The organism is Streptomyces sp. NPDC030143 (assembly GCF_055573695.1).
On the sequence record NZ_JBVIAY010000016.1, the window covers coordinates 79630 to 96739 of the forward strand.

Here is a 17110-nt window from a genome sequence, read left to right on the forward strand (position 1 = left end):
GTCATTGACTATTGGGCAGTTCAGGCATTCCAGCACGACGACCAGTGCTCTTCCAAACAGTGAGAAGAGTAGATTCGACGTGATGTAAGACCCAGATAAAACGGTCAAAAAGAGCGAGCCCCGCCAAATGACGGGGCCTTCGTGCGCACAGCGAGACCGAGTGACCGCGACGCGTGGCCATACCACCGGATTCCTCTGCCGAAACGTTATGAACACCGGAGCCGGCCGTGTCAAAGGCCACAGCCGGCTCCGAAACGTCTACGACAACTGCCGTATCGCATCGCGGATTTGAAGATCAACGCAGACGGGCCATCAAGGCGTGCTCGACCAGCGTGATCAGCGCCGACTTGGCGTCCGCGCGGTGGCGGGCGTCCGTCGTGATGATCGGGGTGTCCGGCCCGATCTGCAGCGCCTCGCGCACCTCCTCCGGCTGGTACGGCTGCTGCCCGTCGAAGCCGTTGAGGGCGACGACGAACGGCAGGCCGGAGTTCTCGAAGTAGTCGACCGCGGGGAAGCAGTCGGCGAGCCGGCGGGTGTCCACCAGGACCACCGCGCCGATCGCACCGCGCACCAGGTCGTCCCACATGAACCAGAACCGGTCCTGACCCGGCGTACCGAACAGGTAGAGGATCAGGTCCTGGTCCAGGGTGATGCGGCCGAAGTCCATGGCCACCGTGGTGGTGGTCTTGTCCCCGGTGTGGGTGAGGTCGTCGATGCCCGCGCTCGCGGACGTCATCACGGCCTCGGTGCGCAGCGGGTTGATCTCCGAGACGGCGCCTACGAACGTGGTCTTGCCCACGCCGAAGCCACCCGCCACCACGATCTTCGCCGAGGTGGTGGCCCGGCCCCCGTCAGAGCTTGCGAAGTCCACTGAGCACCCTTTCGAGCAGCGTCACGTCCGGTGCGCCGCCGTTGTTCTCGTCGCCGCCCGGCTGGTGGATGGCCACCAGGCCGGCCTCGGCGAGGTCCGCGACGAGGATCCGCGCCACGCCCAGCGGCATGGCCAGAAGAGCCGACACCTCCGCGACCGACTTCACCTCACGGCACAGATGGCAGATGCGCTGGTGCTCGGGGAGGAGCCCCATGAGCGCTGCCGGGTCGGCCGTGGTGCTGATCAGCGCCTCGATGGCGAGCTGGTAGCGCGGCCGGGTCCGGCCGCCGGTCATCGCGTACGGACGCACCAGCGGCTGGTCGCCCTCGTCCCCGTACGGCTCCGCGTACGGATCATGAGAGGCGGTGGGCGGGGTCATGAATCCTCCGGGCGGGACAGCATGTCTCGGTCAGTCGTGCCGTCCGTCGGCCGGTGGGGGGGTTGTGTCGGCCGGACGGTGATTTCGTGAGGCGGGTGGTGCCGGTGACGGTCAGTGCAGCAGACTGCCCTGGAGCTCGGCGCGCAGGTCGGGCGTGAGCACCGCACCCGCACGGTCGACGAGGAGCGCCATCTCGTAGCCGACGAGGCCGATGTCGCACTCGGGGTGCGCGAGCACGGCGAGGGACGAGCCGTCCGAGACGGACATGAGGAAGAGGAATCCCCGCTCCATCTCGACGACGGTCTGCGCCACGTTGCCGCCCTCGAAGATCCGGGAGGCTCCCGCGGTCAGTGAGGTGAGCCCCGACGCCACGGCCGCCAGCTGGTCGGCGCGGTCGCGCGGAAAGCCCTCGGACATCGCGAGCAGGAGCCCGTCGGCGGACACCACGACGGTGTGGGACACCCCGGGGGTGTTGTCCACGAAGTTGGTGATCAACCAGTTCAGGTTCTGTGCTGCCTGGCTCATCTGGCTCAACTAACGCTCCTGCTGGTGAGTGGGGCTCGGGAAACTGCCGGTCTGACCGTTGCCGGCCTGACGACCCTGCGCGATGCCCCGACGGAGATTGGTCAGCCGTCCGCGCACGTCGTCAGGCGCACGCGAGACCTGCGGACCGGTTTGGTGCTGTTGCTGCTGAGCCGTGCCCGGGACGAGGTTCGCCCGGGGGACGCGGCGCGGCAGGCCGGACGTGGTGACGCCGCCCGCGGCGGGCTGCCGGACGCGCTCGGCCTGCCGGACGAGCTCGTCGTTGGGCGAGGTGCGCCAGGCACCGCCCGCGGGACGCTGGGGGGCGGCCGGAGCCTGCTGCGGCTCCTGCCGCTGCGGCGCCGCCGGAGCGGAACCGTTGCCGCCGATGGTGCCGTCGCCGCCCTGCTGCCCGCCGTGGAACCAGTTGGTCTCCAGCGTGTCGTACAGCGGGGTGCGGCCGTCGCCCGGGCCCTGGGCCGGCGGCAGGGCCTCCGGCTCGGGGCGGGCGGCGGAACGCGGCGGGACCGGCTGCTGCGGAGCGCCGTAGCCGTTGGCACCGCCGACCTGCGGGCGCTGGAACTGGCCCGTGGACGCGGGGTCCTGACGGCCGGGCAGGGAGTGCTGGCCGGTGGAGGGGTCGTCGTAGCCCTGCGGGGCGAACTGGCCGGTGGAGCCGTTGTCGTAGTTCTGCGGAGCGGACGGGGCGGCGAACCGGCCCGGACCCGCCGGGTTGTTCCGGTGGCTCGGGGAGCCGAAGACGTCGGAGCGGACGAAGCCGTCCTGCTGACCGCCCGCACCGGCACCGTTGCCGCCGGGCGCCGGGAACTGCCCGGTGTCCTGGGCGCCGCCGGGGAACTGCCCGGTGTCCTGACCCGGGTAGCCGCCGCCCGCGCCGGGGAACTGCCCGGTGGCCTGGGGGCCGCCCGCGTCGGGGCGCGCGAAGTCGGCGGGGCCGCCCTGGCCCTGACGGTCGTCGATGCGCGGTATCTCGGCGGTGGAGCCGGGACCCTGACGGTCGTCGACGCGCGGCATGCGCGAGGTCTGGGCGACGTCCGGCTCCTCGTGGCCGCGCGGGGCGTCCAGCGGGGTGCGCTGCACCGGCGGCTGGGCGTTGTCGTCGCCCCAGCTCGCGGCGCGCGAGGGCTGCGGGTTGCCGCCCGGCAGCTCGGCACGGGGCCCGCCGCGCGGCGGCAGCTGCGGCTGACGCCCGCGACCGCCCTGCTCGGGCCGGTTGTCGTGGGGGCGCTGCGGCGGACCGGCGGGACGCCCGCCGCCGAACAGGTCCTGGCCCTGGCCGGGCGCACCGGCGCCGGCCGCCTGGAGACCCTGCGGCGCGCCGGGCGCCTGACCGCCGAAGCCCGCGCCACCACCGGCCGGGGCCTGCGGCCCGCGCGGTGCGCCGGGACGGCCCCCGCCGTCGCGGCCGGGCAGCGCGGCCCGGGGACCCTGACCGGCGAGCCGTCCCGCGTTGCCGGGGCCGGCCCCGAGGGCGCCGCCCTGCTGGCCGTTCTGCCCGTTCTGCCGACGCGCAGCGGCGGCACCGGCGGCGGCCTGCGCCGCGGCGGGACCGCCGGAGACGCCGCCCTGGCCGGGCTTGGGCTGGGGCTTCTTGCCGCCCTGGGCGACATCCACGGGCAGCATGACCAGCGCGGTCGTGCCACCGGAGTCGGACGGGCGGAGCTGGATGCGGATGCCGTGCCGCTGCGACAGACGACCGACCACGAAGAGGCCCATGCGGCGGGAGACGGAGACGTCCACGGTGGGTGGCGAGGCGAGCCGCTCGTTGATCGCGGCGAGGTCCTCGGGGGAGAGGCCGATGCCGGTGTCGTGGATCTCGATCAGGACGCGGCCGTCGGGCAGCGCGTGACCGGTGACCTTGACCTTGGTCTGGGGCGAGGAGAACGAGGTGGCGTTCTCCAGCAGCTCGGCGAGCAGGTGCACGAGGTCGTTGACGACCCGGCCGGCCACTTCGGTGGTCGGCACGGAGGCCAGCTCGATGCGCTCGTACTGCTCCACCTCGGACGCGGCGGCGCGCAGCACGTCGACCAGCGGCACCGGACGGGTCCAGCGGCGGCCCGGCTCCTCACCGGCGAGGACGAGGAGGTTCTCGCCGTTACGGCGCATGCGGGTCGCGAGGTGGTCGAGCTTGAACAGCGAGGACAGCTGGTCCGGGTCGGCCTCGCGGGACTCCAGTTCGGAGATCAGCGACAGCTGACGCTGGATGAGGCCCTGGGAGCGGCGCGAGAGGTTGGTGAACATCGCGTTGACGTTGCCCCGCAGCAGGGCCTGCTCGGCGGCGAGGCGGACCGCCTCGCGGTGCACGTCGTCGAAGGCCGCGGCCACCTGGCCGATCTCGTCCCGGGAGTGCACACCGACCGACTCCACGGACGTGTCGACGTCCTGCGGGTCGGACTCGGACAGCTGCTTGACCAGCTCGGGCAGACGGTCCTGGGCGACCTTGGTGGCGGTCTCCTGCAGGCGGCGCAGCGAGCGGATCATGGACCGGGCGACGACGAACGCGCCGACCAGCGACACACCGAGCACGAGCAGGATCAGCGCACCGGAGATGATCGCCTCGCGCTCCGACTCGGCGCGCAGCTCACGGGCCTTCTGCTCCATGTCCTCGAGCAGCGTGGTCTCGATGTTGCCCATCTGGTCGATCTTGGTCGTACTGGCGTCCATCCAGTCCTGGTACGACCGCTTGTCCTGCTGGGCGATACCGCTGGTGGAGCCGAGCGCACGGGTGGCGTAGGTGTCGGCGTCCACGATGGTCGGGTTGCCCTGCTCGATGGGCTTGAGCAGTTCCTCGGCGCTGTCGTCGCCGTAGATGCTGCGGAAGCTCGCGAGCTCGGAGTCCTGGTTCTGCAGCGCGGCCTCGGCGTACTGGCGGTCGTTCTCCGACAGCCGGCCGGCGATGGTCTTGTTCACCGGCAGCGCGGCCGCGAGCACGGCGCGCTGGATGGAGGCGTACTCCTTGGCGGCGGAGAAGGCGGCCAGGGCGCGCGTGCGCTGGATCATCTCCGGGTTGCTGGTGGCCTGCGCCATGTCCTCGGAGAGGTCGAGCAGACCGGTGATGAGGCGGTGGTAGGCCTCCACCGTCTGGGTGGAGTTCTCCTTCTCCGCGTACGCCGACTTGCGGATCTTGGCGAGGTTGCCGAGGTCGCCGAGGAGACCCACGAGGCTGTCGCGGACGCCCTGGAGGTTGCCGTCGGCGCTCTTGGCGTCGATCTCCTCCGAGGCGTCGCTGAACGCGGTCAGCTGCCGGTCGGTCTTCTCGCGGACGCCCTTGATGGTGAAGTCGGCGGCCGTCGCGCCGTGCGCCAGCGGACCGGCCGACTCGTCACGCTCGTTCTGCAGGGCGATGGCCAGGGTGGTGGCCTGCTTGGTCATGTCCGTCAGCAGCTTCATGTTGTCGAGCTGCTGGATGTCGTCCATCGACTGGTTGATGCGCAGTGTGCCCAGCGTGGTGGCGGCGACCACGGGGAGCGTCAGCAGTGCCACCAGGCGGGTGGAGATGCGCCAGTTGCGCAGCGCCACGCGAGAGCCGGGGCCGGGGGAGCCGGCCGGGGGCTTGACCGTCGGAGTCGGGGGGAGAGCGCTCGACGACGCGGACGCGCCGGGGCGCCCGCCGCCGCCGTCGCCGGTCGGGGCCGGGTTCTGGGCGTGCTGGGGCGAGGAACCGCGGTCGGTCCCGCCGTGCGGCTCCGGCTCCGCCGAAGCGCTGCCATCCCTCTTGAAACGTCCCTGCACTAGCGTCGCAACCTCTGGACCAGGCGCCCCTCCGGGTGAACGGAGAGACGGGTGTCGGCGTGTTGGGGGGCGCCCTGAATGCGCTCCCCGGGTGATCGTGAGTGACCGGCGCTGGCTCCCCCTTCTCACCGCCACTCGGCGCTTCTGTGCGCCCCCTGCGCGCCGGCTCGATCCCGCGGCGGTCCGTGGAATTCCAGCACAGTGCAGGATCTCCAACAAGGCCCGTTGTCCGGGCTGTGACCTCCGTGACGGCGTGTGAGGGGAGCGTTACGGCACGTAGAAGCCGATCCCGGACAATCCAGGCATCTCGGAACGAAGCGCAGGGGGGCGAGGGGTGTCCCAGTCGCCATGATCAGGAGCGGAATGAGCGCTTCAGGTGCAAAATGTCCGTTTCGGGACAGTCCATCAGGGGTCTGAATTGACCGATTTAAGCGATGATTCGTGAGCAAACTCACACGCGGATCATGAGACCTTCACGCGTTCACCGGGAATGGCGTGTTTAGCCTGAGGTTTTACAGAATTGGCAAACCCGACAAGCCGCGCGCTCGCGAGGACCGCTGACCGGCCCTCCGGGCGCGCCCACACGACAGGGCTCCGTACAACAGTGAAGACGACGACGATGTTCCACAAGATCGCCAACCCGCGACGCACGACGCTGGCGCACCTCAAGGACGCCGACGAACTGCAGCTCCCGGAGCAGCAGGAGCACCCCGTCGAGCTGCCGGCCCAGACCGCCAACCCCAAGCGCACCATCCTCACCGAGGTCCCCGTGGCGGCCGCCGCCTCCCTCGCCCCGTAGTACGGGCCGGGGCCGCCGTATGCTCACGGCGGCCACCCACGGATGTCAAGGGCGTCCCCGACCGGGGACGCCCTTCCGCGTTAGCCTGGAGCGTCACACTCCAGCCAGCTCAGTCAAGGGGCCAACCAACCCGTGCGCATCGCCAGGTTCTCCATCGACGGGAACGTCGCCTTCGGCGCGGTCGAGGGCGACAAGCCGGACGAGCTCGTCCTCGACATCATCAAGGGCATCCCGTTCGCGGACTACCAGCTCTCCGGCACGAAGGTGCCGCTGAGCAAGGTCCGGCTGCTCCCGCCCGTGCTGCCCAACAAGGTCGTGGCCTTCGGCCGCAACTACGCCGAGCACGCGCGCGAGCTGGGCAACGAGGTGCCCGACGCCCCGTTCGCCTTCTTCAAGCCGTCCACCTCGGTCATCGGCTCCGGCGACGCCATCCAGTACCCGCCCTTCTCGTCCGAGCTCCACCACGAGGCGGAACTCGCCGTCGTCATCGGCCGCATGTGCCGCGAGGTCCCGCGCGAGCGCGTCCGGGACGTGATCTTCGGCTACACCTGCGCCAACGACGTCACCGCCCGCGACGTCCAGCGCCGCGAGAAACAGTGGGCGCGCGCCAAGGGCTTCGACACCTCCTGCCCGCTGGGCCCCTGGGTGGAGACCGACCTCGACCCGAGCGACCTCACCATCCAGCTCACGGTCAACGGCCAGCAGCGCCAGCTCGGCCGCACCGGCGAGATGATCCACTCCATCGAGGATCTGATCGTCAACATCACCGAGGCCATGACGCTGCTCCCCGGCGACGTGATCCTCACGGGCACCCCGGCAGGGGTCGGCCCCCTGGCTGTCGGCGACGAGGTCGCCGTCACCATCGAAGGCATCGGCACTCTCACCAACAAGGTTGTCAAGCGTGGCTAGCGCACCCGGCTCCCCCGTCCGCGTCCGTTTCTGTCCGTCGCCCACCGGTAACCCCCACGTGGGCCTGGTCCGGACGGCCCTGTTCAACTGGGCGTTCGCCAAGCACCACCAGGGCACGCTGGTCTTCCGCATCGAGGACACCGACGCGGCCCGCGACTCCGAGGAGTCCTACCGGCAGCTGCTCGACTCCCTGGGCTGGCTGGGCTTCGACTGGGACGAGGGCCCCGACATCGGCGGCCCGCACGCGCCCTACCGGCAGTCCCAGCGCATGGACATCTACCGGGACGTCGCGGCCAAGCTGCTGGACGCCGGCCACGCCTACCACTGCTACTGCTCCCAGGAGGAGCTGGACACCCGCCGCGAGGCCGCCCGCGCCGCCGGCCGGCCCTCCGGCTACGACGGCCACTGCCGTGAGCTGACCGCCGGGCAGGTCGAGCAGTACACCGCCGAGGGCCGCGCGCCCATCGTCCGCTTCCGGATGCCCGACGAGACGATCACCTTCACGGACCTCGTCCGCGGCGAGCTGACCTTCACCGCGGAGAACGTCCCGGACTACGGCATCGTCCGCGCCAACGGCGCCCCGCTCTACACCCTGGTCAACCCGGTCGACGACGCCCTGATGGAGATCACCCACGTCCTGCGCGGCGAGGACCTGCTCTCCTCCACCCCCCGCCAGATCGCCCTGTACAAGGCGCTGATCGAGCTGGGCGTCGCCCAGGACATCCCGCAGTTCGGCCACCTGCCGTACGTGATGGGCGAGGGCAACAAGAAGCTCTCCAAGCGCGACCCGCAGTCCTCGCTCAACCTCTACCGCGAGCGCGGTTTCCTGCCGGAGGGGCTGCTCAACTACCTCTCCCTGCTGGGGTGGTCGCTCTCCGCAGACCGGGACGTCTTCACCACCGACGAGCTGGTCGCGGCCTTCGACATCGCCGACGTCAACCCCAACCCGGCCCGCTTCGACCTGAAGAAGTGCGAGGCCATCAACGCCGACCACATCCGCCTGCTGGACGTGAAGGACTTCACCGAGCGCTGCCGTCCGTGGCTGAAGGCCCCCTTCGCCCCCTGGGCGCCGGAGGACTTCGACGAGGCCAGGTGGCAGGCCGTCGCCCCGCACGCGCAGACCCGCCTGAAGGTGCTCTCCGAGATCACCGACAACGTCGACTTCCTGTTCCTGCCCGAGCCGGTCTTCGACGAGGCGAGCTGGACGAAGGCGATGAAGGAGGGCAGCGACGCCCTGCTGCGCACGGCGCGGGAGAAGCTGGAGTCGGCGGACTGGAGCTCCCCCGAGTCCCTGAAGGAGGCCGTCCTGGCCGCCGGCGAGGCGCACGGCCTCAAGCTCGGCAAGGCCCAGGCCCCCGTCCGCGTGGCCGTCACCGGCCGCACGGTCGGCCTGCCCCTCTTCGAGTCCCTGGAGGTGCTGGGCAAGGACAGGGCGCTGGCCCGGATCGACGCGGCGCTGGCGAGGCTGGCGGCGTAACGCGCACCCGCGGGAGGGGCGGCGACCGGATCACCGGTCGCCGCCCCTTCTGCGGTTGGCCGGACACGCCCAGGGGCGTCGCGTTACCGTCGGATGATGAACATTCGCGCCGTGGTCTGGGACGTGGACGACACCCTCTTCGACTACTCGAGCGCGGACCGCACCGGTATGCGCGAGCACCTCGCCGCCGAGGGCCTGCTCGCTGGGTACGGCACCGCCGAGCAGGCCATCGCGCGATGGCGGGAGGTCACCGACCAGCAGTGGGCCCGGTTCGCGGCGGGCGAGACCGACTTCCGGGGCCAGCGCAGGGACCGCGTCCGCGTCTTCCTCGGACGGGCGGAGCTGACCGACTCCGAGGCAGACGCCTGGTTCGAGCGGTACATCACCCACTACGAGGCCGCCTGGGCGCTCTTCCCGGACGTGCTGCCGGTCCTGGACGCCCTGGCCGCAAGCCACCGGCACGCGGTGCTCTCCAACTCCAGCATCCACGTCCAGGACCGCAAGCTGCGCGTCCTCGGCGTCCACGACCGCTTCGAGGCGATCCTGTGCGCCGCCGAGCTAGGCGTCTCCAAGCCGGAGCCCGGGGCCTTCCTCGCCGCCTGCGAGGCCCTCGACCTGCCCCCGCACGAGGTCGCGTACGTCGGCGACCACCCGGAGATCGACGGCCAGGGCGCCGCGGACGCCGGCCTGCTGTCGGTGTGGATCGACCGCTGCGGCGGCGCCGCCACCGTCGAGCTGCCCTCCGGACGGCACCGGATCGTCACCCTCGCCGAACTGCCCGCCGTCCTCGGCGCCGATACCCGTTTTGGAGCGCAGTCCACCTTCGGGTAATGTTCTTCCTGCGCCGCCGGGGAGCGGGCCGAAAGGCCGGAAACCCGGGGGAGCGAACTAGAACAAGATCCCCTCCGGGGCTTGCGTTCCAGTGGCCTATGGTGTAATTGGCAGCACGACTGATTCTGGTTCAGTTAGTCTTGGTTCGAGTCCAGGTAGGCCAGCTCGCAGAGCTCATCTGCATTCGTGGAGATCGACTCCACAAAGCCCCCGTTGTGTAGCGGCCTAGCACGCTGCCCTCTCAAGGCAGTAGCGCCGGTTCGAATCCGGTCGGGGGTACAGATCCTTCCCGCGAGGTTGGTCAGGGTAGCTCCCGCCGGTCTTGATGCAGGATCGCTAGGGCCCCCGTTGTGTAGCGGCCTAGCACGCCGCCCTCTCAAGGCGGTAGCGCCGGTTCGAATCCGGTCGGGGGTACTGACTGGTCTAAACCACATTGGTCTATGGTGTAATTGGCAGCACGACTGATTCTGGTTCAGTTAGTCTTGGTTCGAGTCCAGGTAGACCAGCTCGGACCTGCGGAAACGCAGTGTCCACGCCCCCGTTGTGTAGCGGCCTAGCACGCCGCCCTCTCAAGGCGGTAGCGCCGGTTCGAATCCGGTCGGGGGTACGCGATCGACGGGCCTCCACTTCGGTGGAGGCCCGTCGGCGTTTCCCCCTCATGTCCCGCCGAACCTGCGGCGCGACTCCTCCGCCTCCGCCAGCCGGCGCAGGGCGAGCAGCACCGGCTCGTACAGCACGGTCAGAGCCACGGCCGCCTCCACCTGCTCGTCCGGCGATCCGCCGTAGCGCTCGACCAGATCCAGGTCGGTCACCGCCAGCCGTGCCAGCGCACGGCCGTACGGCTCCAAGTCGTCGACGTCGCAGGGGTATCCGAGCCGCTCCAGGGCGGCGATGGCGGTCACCAGCATCCCGTAAGCGGGCGGAGCGCCCTCGGGGGTGCGGCCGTAGGTCCAGCCGAGCCGCTCCAGGAGCGTGTCCGCGCGGCTTCGGGCTGTCGCGGTCGTCGGGTCCTCCTCGTTCGCGGCCGGACCGTGCGGCAGGGCCCACACGGCGGTGCCCAGCCGCTCGTTGTGGTCCAGCGAGTCGTTGTCCAGGGCTGCCAGCACCTCGCGCGCCGAGGCCACGGAGACCCCGCCGACCTGGATCAACGCCCGCACCAGGCGCAGTCGGCGCAGATGCTCGTCGTCGTACTCGGACTGCGTCGCGGTGATCCGGCGACCCGGGGGGAGCAGGCCCTCGCGCAGATAGAACTTCACCGTGGCCGTGGCGACGCCACTGCGCCTGCTCAGCTCCGACAGCCTCATCAACCGCTCCGCTTCCTTGCCGGTACCGCTTGCGCCCTCGCTTGGAGAGTGACACTATCCAAGCATGGATAGCGGCACTATCCAACGGCTTCGGAAAGGTGGGGTTCGTCATGGGTGACAAGCCGATCGCGGGGCGGATGACGGCGGACACGAACGGGGACGTAGTGGTGTTCCTGATCGGGATGCGCTTCAACAGCCCGCTGGCGGTGCGCAGTTGGTGGCCGGTCGCGAAGGCCATGCCGCGCATGCTGCGGGAACTGTCGCGGGAGAAGGGCCGCGGCCTGCTCGGCTTCCAGACGCTGCTGGGGCCGCGGGTGCTGTACGTCGTGCAGTACTGGGAGTCGACGGACAAGCTCTTCGCCTACGCTTCGGCGGGGGACGGGGAGCACCGGCCGGCGTGGGCGGCGTTCAACCGCCGGATGCGCGAGGGGAAGGACAAGGTCGGGTTCTGGCACGAGACGTACGCCGTGCCCGCCGGGGGGCACGAGTCGGTGTACGTGAACATGCCCCCGTTCGGCCTGGGCGGGGCGACCGGCGTCGTGCCGGTGGGGCGGCGCGGGGAACGCGCGGCCGAGCGGCTCGGGGCGGCGTGAGCGAGGACTGAGGGGTCCTTGCGCTCCGAGCGCCTGATCAGGCTGCGTGGTCCGGTGCCGCACAGCGCGGCGAGGTGCGGTACCAGGCCGCGCGGCCCGGCGGGCGTAGGTGCAAGGACCCCTGAGAGGCCCCGCGGGGCGTGGGCGCGACGAAGGGCCGGCCGCGGCGTTGAGGCAGGCCCTTTTCTCGCGCGGAGCGCCTGCTACGAGCGGCGCAGGGCCTCGGAGAGGCGGGCGGCGGCGTCGATGACCGCCTGGGCGTGCATGCGGCCCGGGTGGCGCGTCAGGCGCTCGATGGGGCCGGAGACCGAGACGGCGGCCACCACGCGGTTGGAGGGGCCGCGCACCGGCGCGGAGACGGACGCCACGCCCGGCTCGCGCTCGCCGATGGACTGGGCCCAGCCCCGGCGTCGCACCCCTGACAGGGCCGTCGCCGTGAAGCGGGCGCCCTGCAGGCCGCGGTGGAGGCGCTCGGGCTCCTCCCAGGCCATGAGGATCTGCGCCGACGAACCGGCCTTCATCGTGAGCGTCGAGCCCACCGGGACCGTGTCCCGAAGGCCGGACAGGCGTTCCGCCGCGGCGACGCAGATGCGCATGTCGCCCTGGCGGCGGTAGAGCTGTGCGCTCTCGCCGGTCACGTCACGGAGGTGGGTGAGCACCGGGCCGGCGGTGGCGAGGAGACGGTCCTCACCCGCCGCGGCGGCCAGTTCTGCCAGGCGGGGGCCGAGAATGAAACGGCCCTGCATGTCGCGCGCCACCATGCGGTGGTGTTCCAGAGCCACGGCCAGGCGGTGAGCCGTGGGTCGTGCGAGTCCGGTGGCCGCGACCAGTCCCGCGAGGGTGGCCGGCCCGGACTCCAGGGCGCTCAGGACAAGGGCTGCCTTGTCCAGAACGCCGACGCCGCTACTGTTGTCCATGAAACGATATTCCCGTCTCACTCTGTGAAACGCAAGTTCATTTTTCCGTGAGACGCGCAACCCTTGGATGCACAGCGGCCCGCGGACCAACGGGCTTGGCGGCGGATGCCCGGGAACTGGGGCGAGGGCGCTGCCTCCACAAGATCTCTAGTTAGGGCCGGTGCGACTCTTGCCGGCCGGAGGGAAAGCGATGGGTAGGACACTCGCGGAGAAGGTCTGGGACGACCACGTCGTCCGGCGCGCCGAGGGCGAGCCCGACCTCCTCTTCATCGATCTGCACCTGCTGCACGAGGTGACCAGCCCGCAGGCCTTCGACGGTCTCCGCAAGAGCGGCCGCCGGGTGCGCCGCCTCGACCTCACCATCGCGACCGAGGACCACAACACCCCGACCCTCGACATCGACAAGCCCATCGCGGACCCGGTCTCCCGCGTCCAGCTGGAGACGCTGCGCAAGAACGCCGCCGAGTTCGGCGTGCGGCTGCACCCGCTCGGCGACGTCGAGCAGGGCGTCGTGCACGTCGTGGGCCCGCAGCTGGGGCTGACCCAGCCCGGCATGACCGTCGTCTGCGGCGACTCGCACACCTCCACCCACGGCGCCTTCGGCGGTCTGGCCTTCGGCATCGGCACCTCGCAGGTCGAGCACGTGCTGGCCACGCAGACGCTGCCGATGGCCCGCCCCAAGACCATGGCGATCACCGTCAACGGCGAACTGCCCGAGGGTGTCACCGCCAAGGACCTGATCCTGGCGATCATCGCGCGGATCGGCACCGGCGGCGGCCAGGGCTACGTCCTGGAGTACCGCGGCGAGGCCATCGAGAAGCTCTCGATGGAGGCCCGGATGACCATCTGCAACATGTCGATCGAGGCCGGCGCCCGTGCGGGCATGATCGCCCCCGACGAGACCACCTTCGCCTACCTCGAGGGCCGTCCGCACGCCCCGAAGGGTGAGGACTGGGACGCGGCCGTCGCGTACTGGAAGACGCTGAAGACGGACGAGGACGCCGAGTTCGACGCCGAGGTCGTCATCGAGGCCGCCGAACTGTCGCCGTTCGTCACCTGGGGCACCAACCCCGGCCAGGGCGCACCGCTTTCGGCGGACGTCCCCGACCCGGCTTCGTACGAAGACGCTTCGGAGCGCCTCGCCGCCGAAAAGGCCCTGGAGTACATGGGGTTGGAGGCCGGGCAGCCGCTGCGGTCCATCAAGGTGGACACCGTCTTCGTAGGTTCCTGCACCAACGGGCGCATCGAGGACCTGCGCGCCGCCGCCGACCTGCTCAAGGGCCGCAAAGTCGCCGACGGCGTACGGATGCTGGTCGTCCCGGGCTCCGCGCGGGTCGGTCTGCAGGCCGTCTCCGAGGGCCTGGACGTCGTCTTCAAGGAGGCCGGCGCCGAGTGGCGGCACGCGGGCTGCTCGATGTGCCTGGGCATGAACCCCGACCAGCTGGCACCGGGCGAGCGCTCCGCGTCCACCTCCAACCGCAACTTCGAGGGCCGGCAGGGCAAGGGCGGTCGTACCCACCTGGTGTCGCCGCAGGTCGCGGCCGCCACGGCCGTCCTGGGCCACCTGGCCTCCCCGGCCGACCTGTCCGACGCCGAGACCCGTACGCCCGCTGGAGTCTGATCAGTCATGGAAGCATTCATCACGCACACCGGCCGGGCCGTCCCGCTGCGCCGCTCCAACGTCGACACCGACCAGATCATCCCTGCTCACTGGCTCAAGAAGGTCACGCGGGACGGTTTCGAGGACGGGCTGTTCGAGGCCTGGCGCAAGGACCCGGAGTTCGTCCTCAACCGCCCCGAGCGCGAGGGGGCGACCGTGCTGGTCGCCGGCCCCGACTTCGGCACCGGCTCCTCCCGCGAGCACGCCGTCTGGGCGCTGCAGAACTACGGCTTCAAGGCCGTGATCTCCTCCCGCTTCGCCGACATCTTCCGCGGCAACTCGCTGAAGAACGGGCTGCTCACGGTGGTGCTGGACCAGAAGATCGTGGACGCCCTGTGGGAGCTCACGGAGCAGGACCCCACGGCTGAGGTCACTGTGGACCTTGAGGCGCGTGAGGTGCGGGCCGGGGACATCACCGCCCCCTTCGAGCTGGACGAGAACTCCCGCTGGCGACTGCTGAACGGGCTGGACGACATCTCCATCACCCTCCAGAACGAGGCCGACATCGCCGCCTACGAGGCCGGGCGCCCGTCGTTCAAGCCGCGGACGCTCCCGGTCTGAGCCTTCTGGGACGTGGTCGAGTTTCGGCCACCGCGACACCCCGCCGTACCCCCGATCGGACCGATCGGGGGTACGGCTGTTTCCGTACCCGACCAGACCCGCGACCCCTCACCCTTCCTCCCAACTTCCCACGTTAAGACGGTGGTTGCCGGGGTAAGCGCCCAGTGAGGACGCGATCTCCCGAGGTGCCCGGAAGGCCGTCTGAGGCGGCAGTTGCCCCCTGGGCGGGCGACAACTCGCCCCAGATGGCACAATCTGTGCATGGAACACGACGGCCAACTCGAGCTCTATACGGCGGTCGCGAACCAACTCAAGGAAGCGCACGCAAGAGTGCGCGCACTGCAAGTCCCGGAGGGCGTACGGATGGCGCTGACCCGGAAGCTGCTGGTCATTACGGCCGCGGCCAAGCACGATCTCGCCGATGCGACAAGGCGGCTGGAGCGGTTCATGGAGGACCTCGCCGAAGGGCGGATGCCCGAAGAGGAGCGTTGATCGCCTCCGGGGCAGCCGAGTTCGTTGCGGCACAAGGGTGATTAGCCCGTTTCGTGTTTGATTTGCGGTATATATCTGCCTAACGTGCGAAAAAGCTTGAACACTTTCGTTCTGGCGATGTCTCCGAAGGGGAAGACGTGAACAAGGCGCAGCTCGTAGAAGCGATTGCCGACAAGTTGGGCGGCCGCCAGCAGGCCGCCGACGCGGTCGACGCGGTCCTGGACGCCATCGTCCGCGCGACCGTCGCCGGGGACCGGGTCTCGGTCACCGGCTTCGGTTCGTTCGAGAAGGTCGACCGTCCGGCTCGTTACGCCCGCAACCCCCAGACCGGCGAGCGGGTTCGGGTCAAGAAGACCTCCGTACCTCGCTTCCGCGCCGGCCAGGGCTTCAAGGACCTGGTCAGCGGGTCGAAGAAGCTCCCGAAGAACGACGTCGCCGTGAAGAAGGCCCCCAAGGGCAGCCTGACCGGTGGCGCCTCCGCGACGGTGAAGAAGGCCGCCGCGAAGAAGGCGACGACCAAGACGGCCGCCGCGAAGAAGACCACCCCGGCGAAGAAGACGACGGCCGCGGCGAAGAAGACCACGGCCACCGCCAAGAAGACGACCGCGAAGAAGACGGCCACCAAGACGACCGCGGCCGCGAAGAAGACCAGCACCGCCAAGACGGCCACCGCGAAGAAGGCCCCGGCGAAGAAGGCGACCGCCACCAAGGCCCCCGCCAAGAAGTCGACCGCGCGCAAGACCACCGCCAAGAAGACCACCAGCCGCTAGTCGCCGCAGGTCAAGGGCGTTCACGCGCCGGGCCGGACTCCCTGTCGAGTCCGGCCCGCGGTGTGTCCGGCGGGAGTCGAGCACGCCCCGGCGGCCTGTGCCGAGAAGGTCTGGGCTGCGGGAAGCCGCGTCCGGAAGGGCTGGGCCTGGGGAAGCAGCGTTCGGGGAAGCCGCGTCCGGAAGGGCTGGGCCTGGGGAAGCAGCGTTCGGGGGAGCCGCGTCCGGAAGGGCTGCGCTTGCCGGAGCCGCGAACAGATGCGTGTGCCGGAGCCGCCGGTGGGGGGCCTGCGCCTCTTCGAGGCCGCGGGCAGGAGTCCTGCTGTCTCCTGCCGCCGTGTTCAGAAGGTCTGCAAGGTCACCAGGGTGATGCGGCGGGCGTCGCCCTCGCCCTCGGTCTCGACGCGTACCCGCTGGCCCGGTCGCAGCAGCCGCAGTCCGCCCGCGTCGAACGCCGGCGCGTCGAAGGGCACCGGGGTGCCGTCGTCCAGCAGCACCTGGCCGCTGCGGGTCTCGGGGTCGTACGTGTATGCGGTGGCCTGCATGACGGCAGCCTACTGCCCGGGGATCAGCAGGCGCGCGGCCGCCGCGGCGGTGCGCGGTCCGACCCCGAGCGCCAGGGCCGCCCGCAGGTCCTCGCCGGTGTCCACGTCCTGCCGTACCGAGTCGACCGCGTCGAGAGCGAGCTCCGCCGCTCCGGAAGCGCGGTGACGCGCGCGGGAATCCGCACCGAATGCGGGAAGCAATTCACGACCCGGCGCGACGGCGAGAAGTGTCGTGCCGATTTCGGCCGCATCCGGGAGAAAAGCGCGCGGGAATTCCGCGGCAGCGTCCAGGACCCGGGCCAATTCAGCGGGACGCAACGCCGGAAGATCGGCGTTCAGGGCGGCGAGCGCGCTGTCGGGGCGGACGGCGCGTACGGCCGCCGCCGCGTGCCCGAGGGCGGCGTTGAGGCCGGAACGCGGCTCGTCGGCGACGACCCGGGCGCCCAGCGCGGCCAGCGCGGGCCCGGCCAGCGTGTCGTCCGTGACGACTGCCACATCCCGGACGGCCGGGCAGGCCAGCGCGGCCGACACGGTGTCCTCGGCGAAGGCGAGGGCGAGTCCGGGGCGCAACCCGTCGGCGGCGGTGTCCGCGAGCCTGCTCTTGGCCAGCGCCAAGGGCTTCAGAGGTATGACCAAGCTCCACTGCACCGGTGTACCGTCCCTCTCTCGTCGCGGACATTGTCACCCGGCCCCTCGGGCTCCACGCCGCTCGGGGCGTACGGTGTCCTCG

17 protein-coding genes and 5 tRNA genes are annotated in these 17110 nt (G+C 70.7%); 14 read left to right on the forward strand and 8 right to left on the reverse strand.

Annotated features, from left to right (window positions below):
* Positions 1–295: 295 nt before the first annotated feature.
* The 4 genes from ACZ4YY_RS25535 to ACZ4YY_RS25550 form a co-directional block, all read right to left on the reverse strand.
* Positions 296–871, reverse strand: a complete 576-nt coding sequence (locus ACZ4YY_RS25535) for a GTP-binding protein (protein WP_132855910.1) — start codon at positions 869–871, stop codon at positions 296–298.
* Positions 852–1250, reverse strand: coding sequence for a DUF742 domain-containing protein (locus ACZ4YY_RS25540; RefSeq protein WP_019058642.1), 399 nt, complete (start codon positions 1248–1250; stop codon positions 852–854). Before ACZ4YY_RS25540 ends, ACZ4YY_RS25535 begins: the two co-directional genes overlap by 20 nt.
* Positions 1251–1361: 111 nt before the next feature.
* Positions 1362–1775 carry a roadblock/LC7 domain-containing protein gene (locus ACZ4YY_RS25545; RefSeq protein WP_003973453.1) on the reverse strand — a complete coding sequence of 138 codons (414 nt, stop codon included), beginning with the start codon at positions 1773–1775 and terminating at the stop codon, positions 1362–1364.
* 9 nt (positions 1776–1784) lie between these two features.
* Positions 1785–5525 carry a sensor histidine kinase gene (locus tag ACZ4YY_RS25550; protein WP_468294528.1) on the reverse strand — a complete coding sequence of 1247 codons (3741 nt, stop codon included), beginning with the start codon at positions 5523–5525 and terminating at the stop codon, positions 1785–1787.
* 604 nt (positions 5526–6129) lie between these two features.
* On the opposite strand from ACZ4YY_RS25550, the gene ACZ4YY_RS25555 reads away from it, so the two are divergent.
* The 9 genes from ACZ4YY_RS25555 to ACZ4YY_RS25595 all read left to right on the forward strand — a co-directional run bounded on the left by ACZ4YY_RS25555 (position 6130) and on the right by ACZ4YY_RS25595 (position 10148).
* The gene (locus tag ACZ4YY_RS25555) at positions 6130–6324 is read left to right on the forward strand and encodes a hypothetical protein (protein WP_468294531.1); all 195 of its coding nucleotides are present in this window, start codon (positions 6130–6132) and stop codon (positions 6322–6324) included.
* Between the two features lie 132 nt (positions 6325–6456).
* Entirely contained in the window at positions 6457–7233 is a 777-nt protein-coding gene (locus tag ACZ4YY_RS25560) for a fumarylacetoacetate hydrolase family protein (protein ID WP_468294534.1), read from the forward strand.
* Entirely contained in the window at positions 7226–8710 is a 1485-nt protein-coding gene (gltX, locus tag ACZ4YY_RS25565; protein ID WP_468294537.1) for a glutamate--tRNA ligase, read from the forward strand. The genes ACZ4YY_RS25560 and gltX overlap by 8 nt, the downstream gene beginning before the upstream one ends.
* A gap of 96 nt (positions 8711–8806) precedes the next feature.
* A complete protein-coding gene (locus tag ACZ4YY_RS25570) occupies positions 8807–9541 on the forward strand; it encodes an HAD family hydrolase (protein WP_468294540.1) in 735 nt (244 codons plus the stop codon).
* A gap of 92 nt (positions 9542–9633) precedes the next feature.
* Positions 9634–9705: transfer RNA gene (locus tag ACZ4YY_RS25575), tRNA-Gln, on the forward strand.
* A 42-nt stretch (positions 9706–9747) separates the two neighbouring features.
* Positions 9748–9820 (forward strand) — tRNA-Glu (locus ACZ4YY_RS25580).
* A 62-nt stretch (positions 9821–9882) separates the two neighbouring features.
* Positions 9883–9955: transfer RNA gene (locus tag ACZ4YY_RS25585), tRNA-Glu, on the forward strand.
* 20 nt (positions 9956–9975) lie between these two features.
* Positions 9976–10047: transfer RNA gene (locus ACZ4YY_RS25590), tRNA-Gln, on the forward strand.
* Positions 10048–10075: 28 nt separating this feature from the next.
* Positions 10076–10148: transfer RNA gene (locus tag ACZ4YY_RS25595), tRNA-Glu, on the forward strand.
* 49 nt (positions 10149–10197) lie between these two features.
* Here ACZ4YY_RS25595 and ACZ4YY_RS25600 read toward each other — a convergent pair.
* Positions 10198–10845 carry a MerR family transcriptional regulator gene (locus ACZ4YY_RS25600; RefSeq protein WP_468294543.1) on the reverse strand — a complete coding sequence of 216 codons (648 nt, stop codon included), beginning with the start codon at positions 10843–10845 and terminating at the stop codon, positions 10198–10200.
* A 110-nt stretch (positions 10846–10955) separates the two neighbouring features.
* On the opposite strand from ACZ4YY_RS25600, the gene ACZ4YY_RS25605 reads away from it, so the two are divergent.
* Positions 10956–11438 (forward strand): DUF4188 domain-containing protein, encoded by a 483-nt coding sequence (locus ACZ4YY_RS25605; RefSeq protein ID WP_468294546.1) that lies wholly within the window; start codon positions 10956–10958, stop codon positions 11436–11438.
* 203 nt (positions 11439–11641) lie between these two features.
* On the opposite strand, the gene ndgR is transcribed toward ACZ4YY_RS25605, so the two are convergent.
* Positions 11642–12355: an IclR family transcriptional regulator NdgR gene (ndgR, locus tag ACZ4YY_RS25610; protein WP_327326305.1), complete on the reverse strand. Its 714-nt coding sequence runs from the start codon at positions 12353–12355 to the stop codon at positions 11642–11644.
* 190 nt (positions 12356–12545) lie between these two features.
* On the opposite strand from ndgR, the gene leuC reads away from it, so the two are divergent.
* The 4 genes from leuC to ACZ4YY_RS25630 all read left to right on the forward strand — a co-directional run bounded on the left by leuC (position 12546) and on the right by ACZ4YY_RS25630 (position 15838).
* A complete protein-coding gene (gene leuC / locus ACZ4YY_RS25615) occupies positions 12546–13976 on the forward strand; it encodes a 3-isopropylmalate dehydratase large subunit (protein ID WP_468294549.1) in 1431 nt (476 codons plus the stop codon).
* Between the two features lie 6 nt (positions 13977–13982).
* On the forward strand, positions 13983–14576 hold the full coding sequence (leuD, locus tag ACZ4YY_RS25620; protein ID WP_468294552.1) for a 3-isopropylmalate dehydratase small subunit: 594 nt from the start codon (positions 13983–13985) through the stop codon (positions 14574–14576).
* Between the two features lie 261 nt (positions 14577–14837).
* Positions 14838–15068, forward strand: coding sequence for an SCO5555 family protein (locus ACZ4YY_RS25625; RefSeq protein ID WP_468294555.1), 231 nt, complete (start codon positions 14838–14840; stop codon positions 15066–15068).
* Between the two features lie 137 nt (positions 15069–15205).
* Positions 15206–15838, forward strand: coding sequence for an HU family DNA-binding protein (locus ACZ4YY_RS25630; protein ID WP_468294558.1), 633 nt, complete (start codon positions 15206–15208; stop codon positions 15836–15838).
* Positions 15839–16176: 338 nt separating this feature from the next.
* On the opposite strand, the gene ACZ4YY_RS25635 is transcribed toward ACZ4YY_RS25630, so the two are convergent.
* Positions 16177–16380, reverse strand: coding sequence for a hypothetical protein (locus ACZ4YY_RS25635; RefSeq protein ID WP_468294561.1), 204 nt, complete (start codon positions 16378–16380; stop codon positions 16177–16179).
* Positions 16381–16389: 9 nt separating this feature from the next.
* Complete coding sequence (gene cofC / locus ACZ4YY_RS25640) at positions 16390–17028, reverse strand: 2-phospho-L-lactate guanylyltransferase (RefSeq protein WP_468294564.1); 639 nt, start codon at positions 17026–17028, stop codon at positions 16390–16392.
* Positions 17029–17110 lie beyond the last annotated feature (82 nt).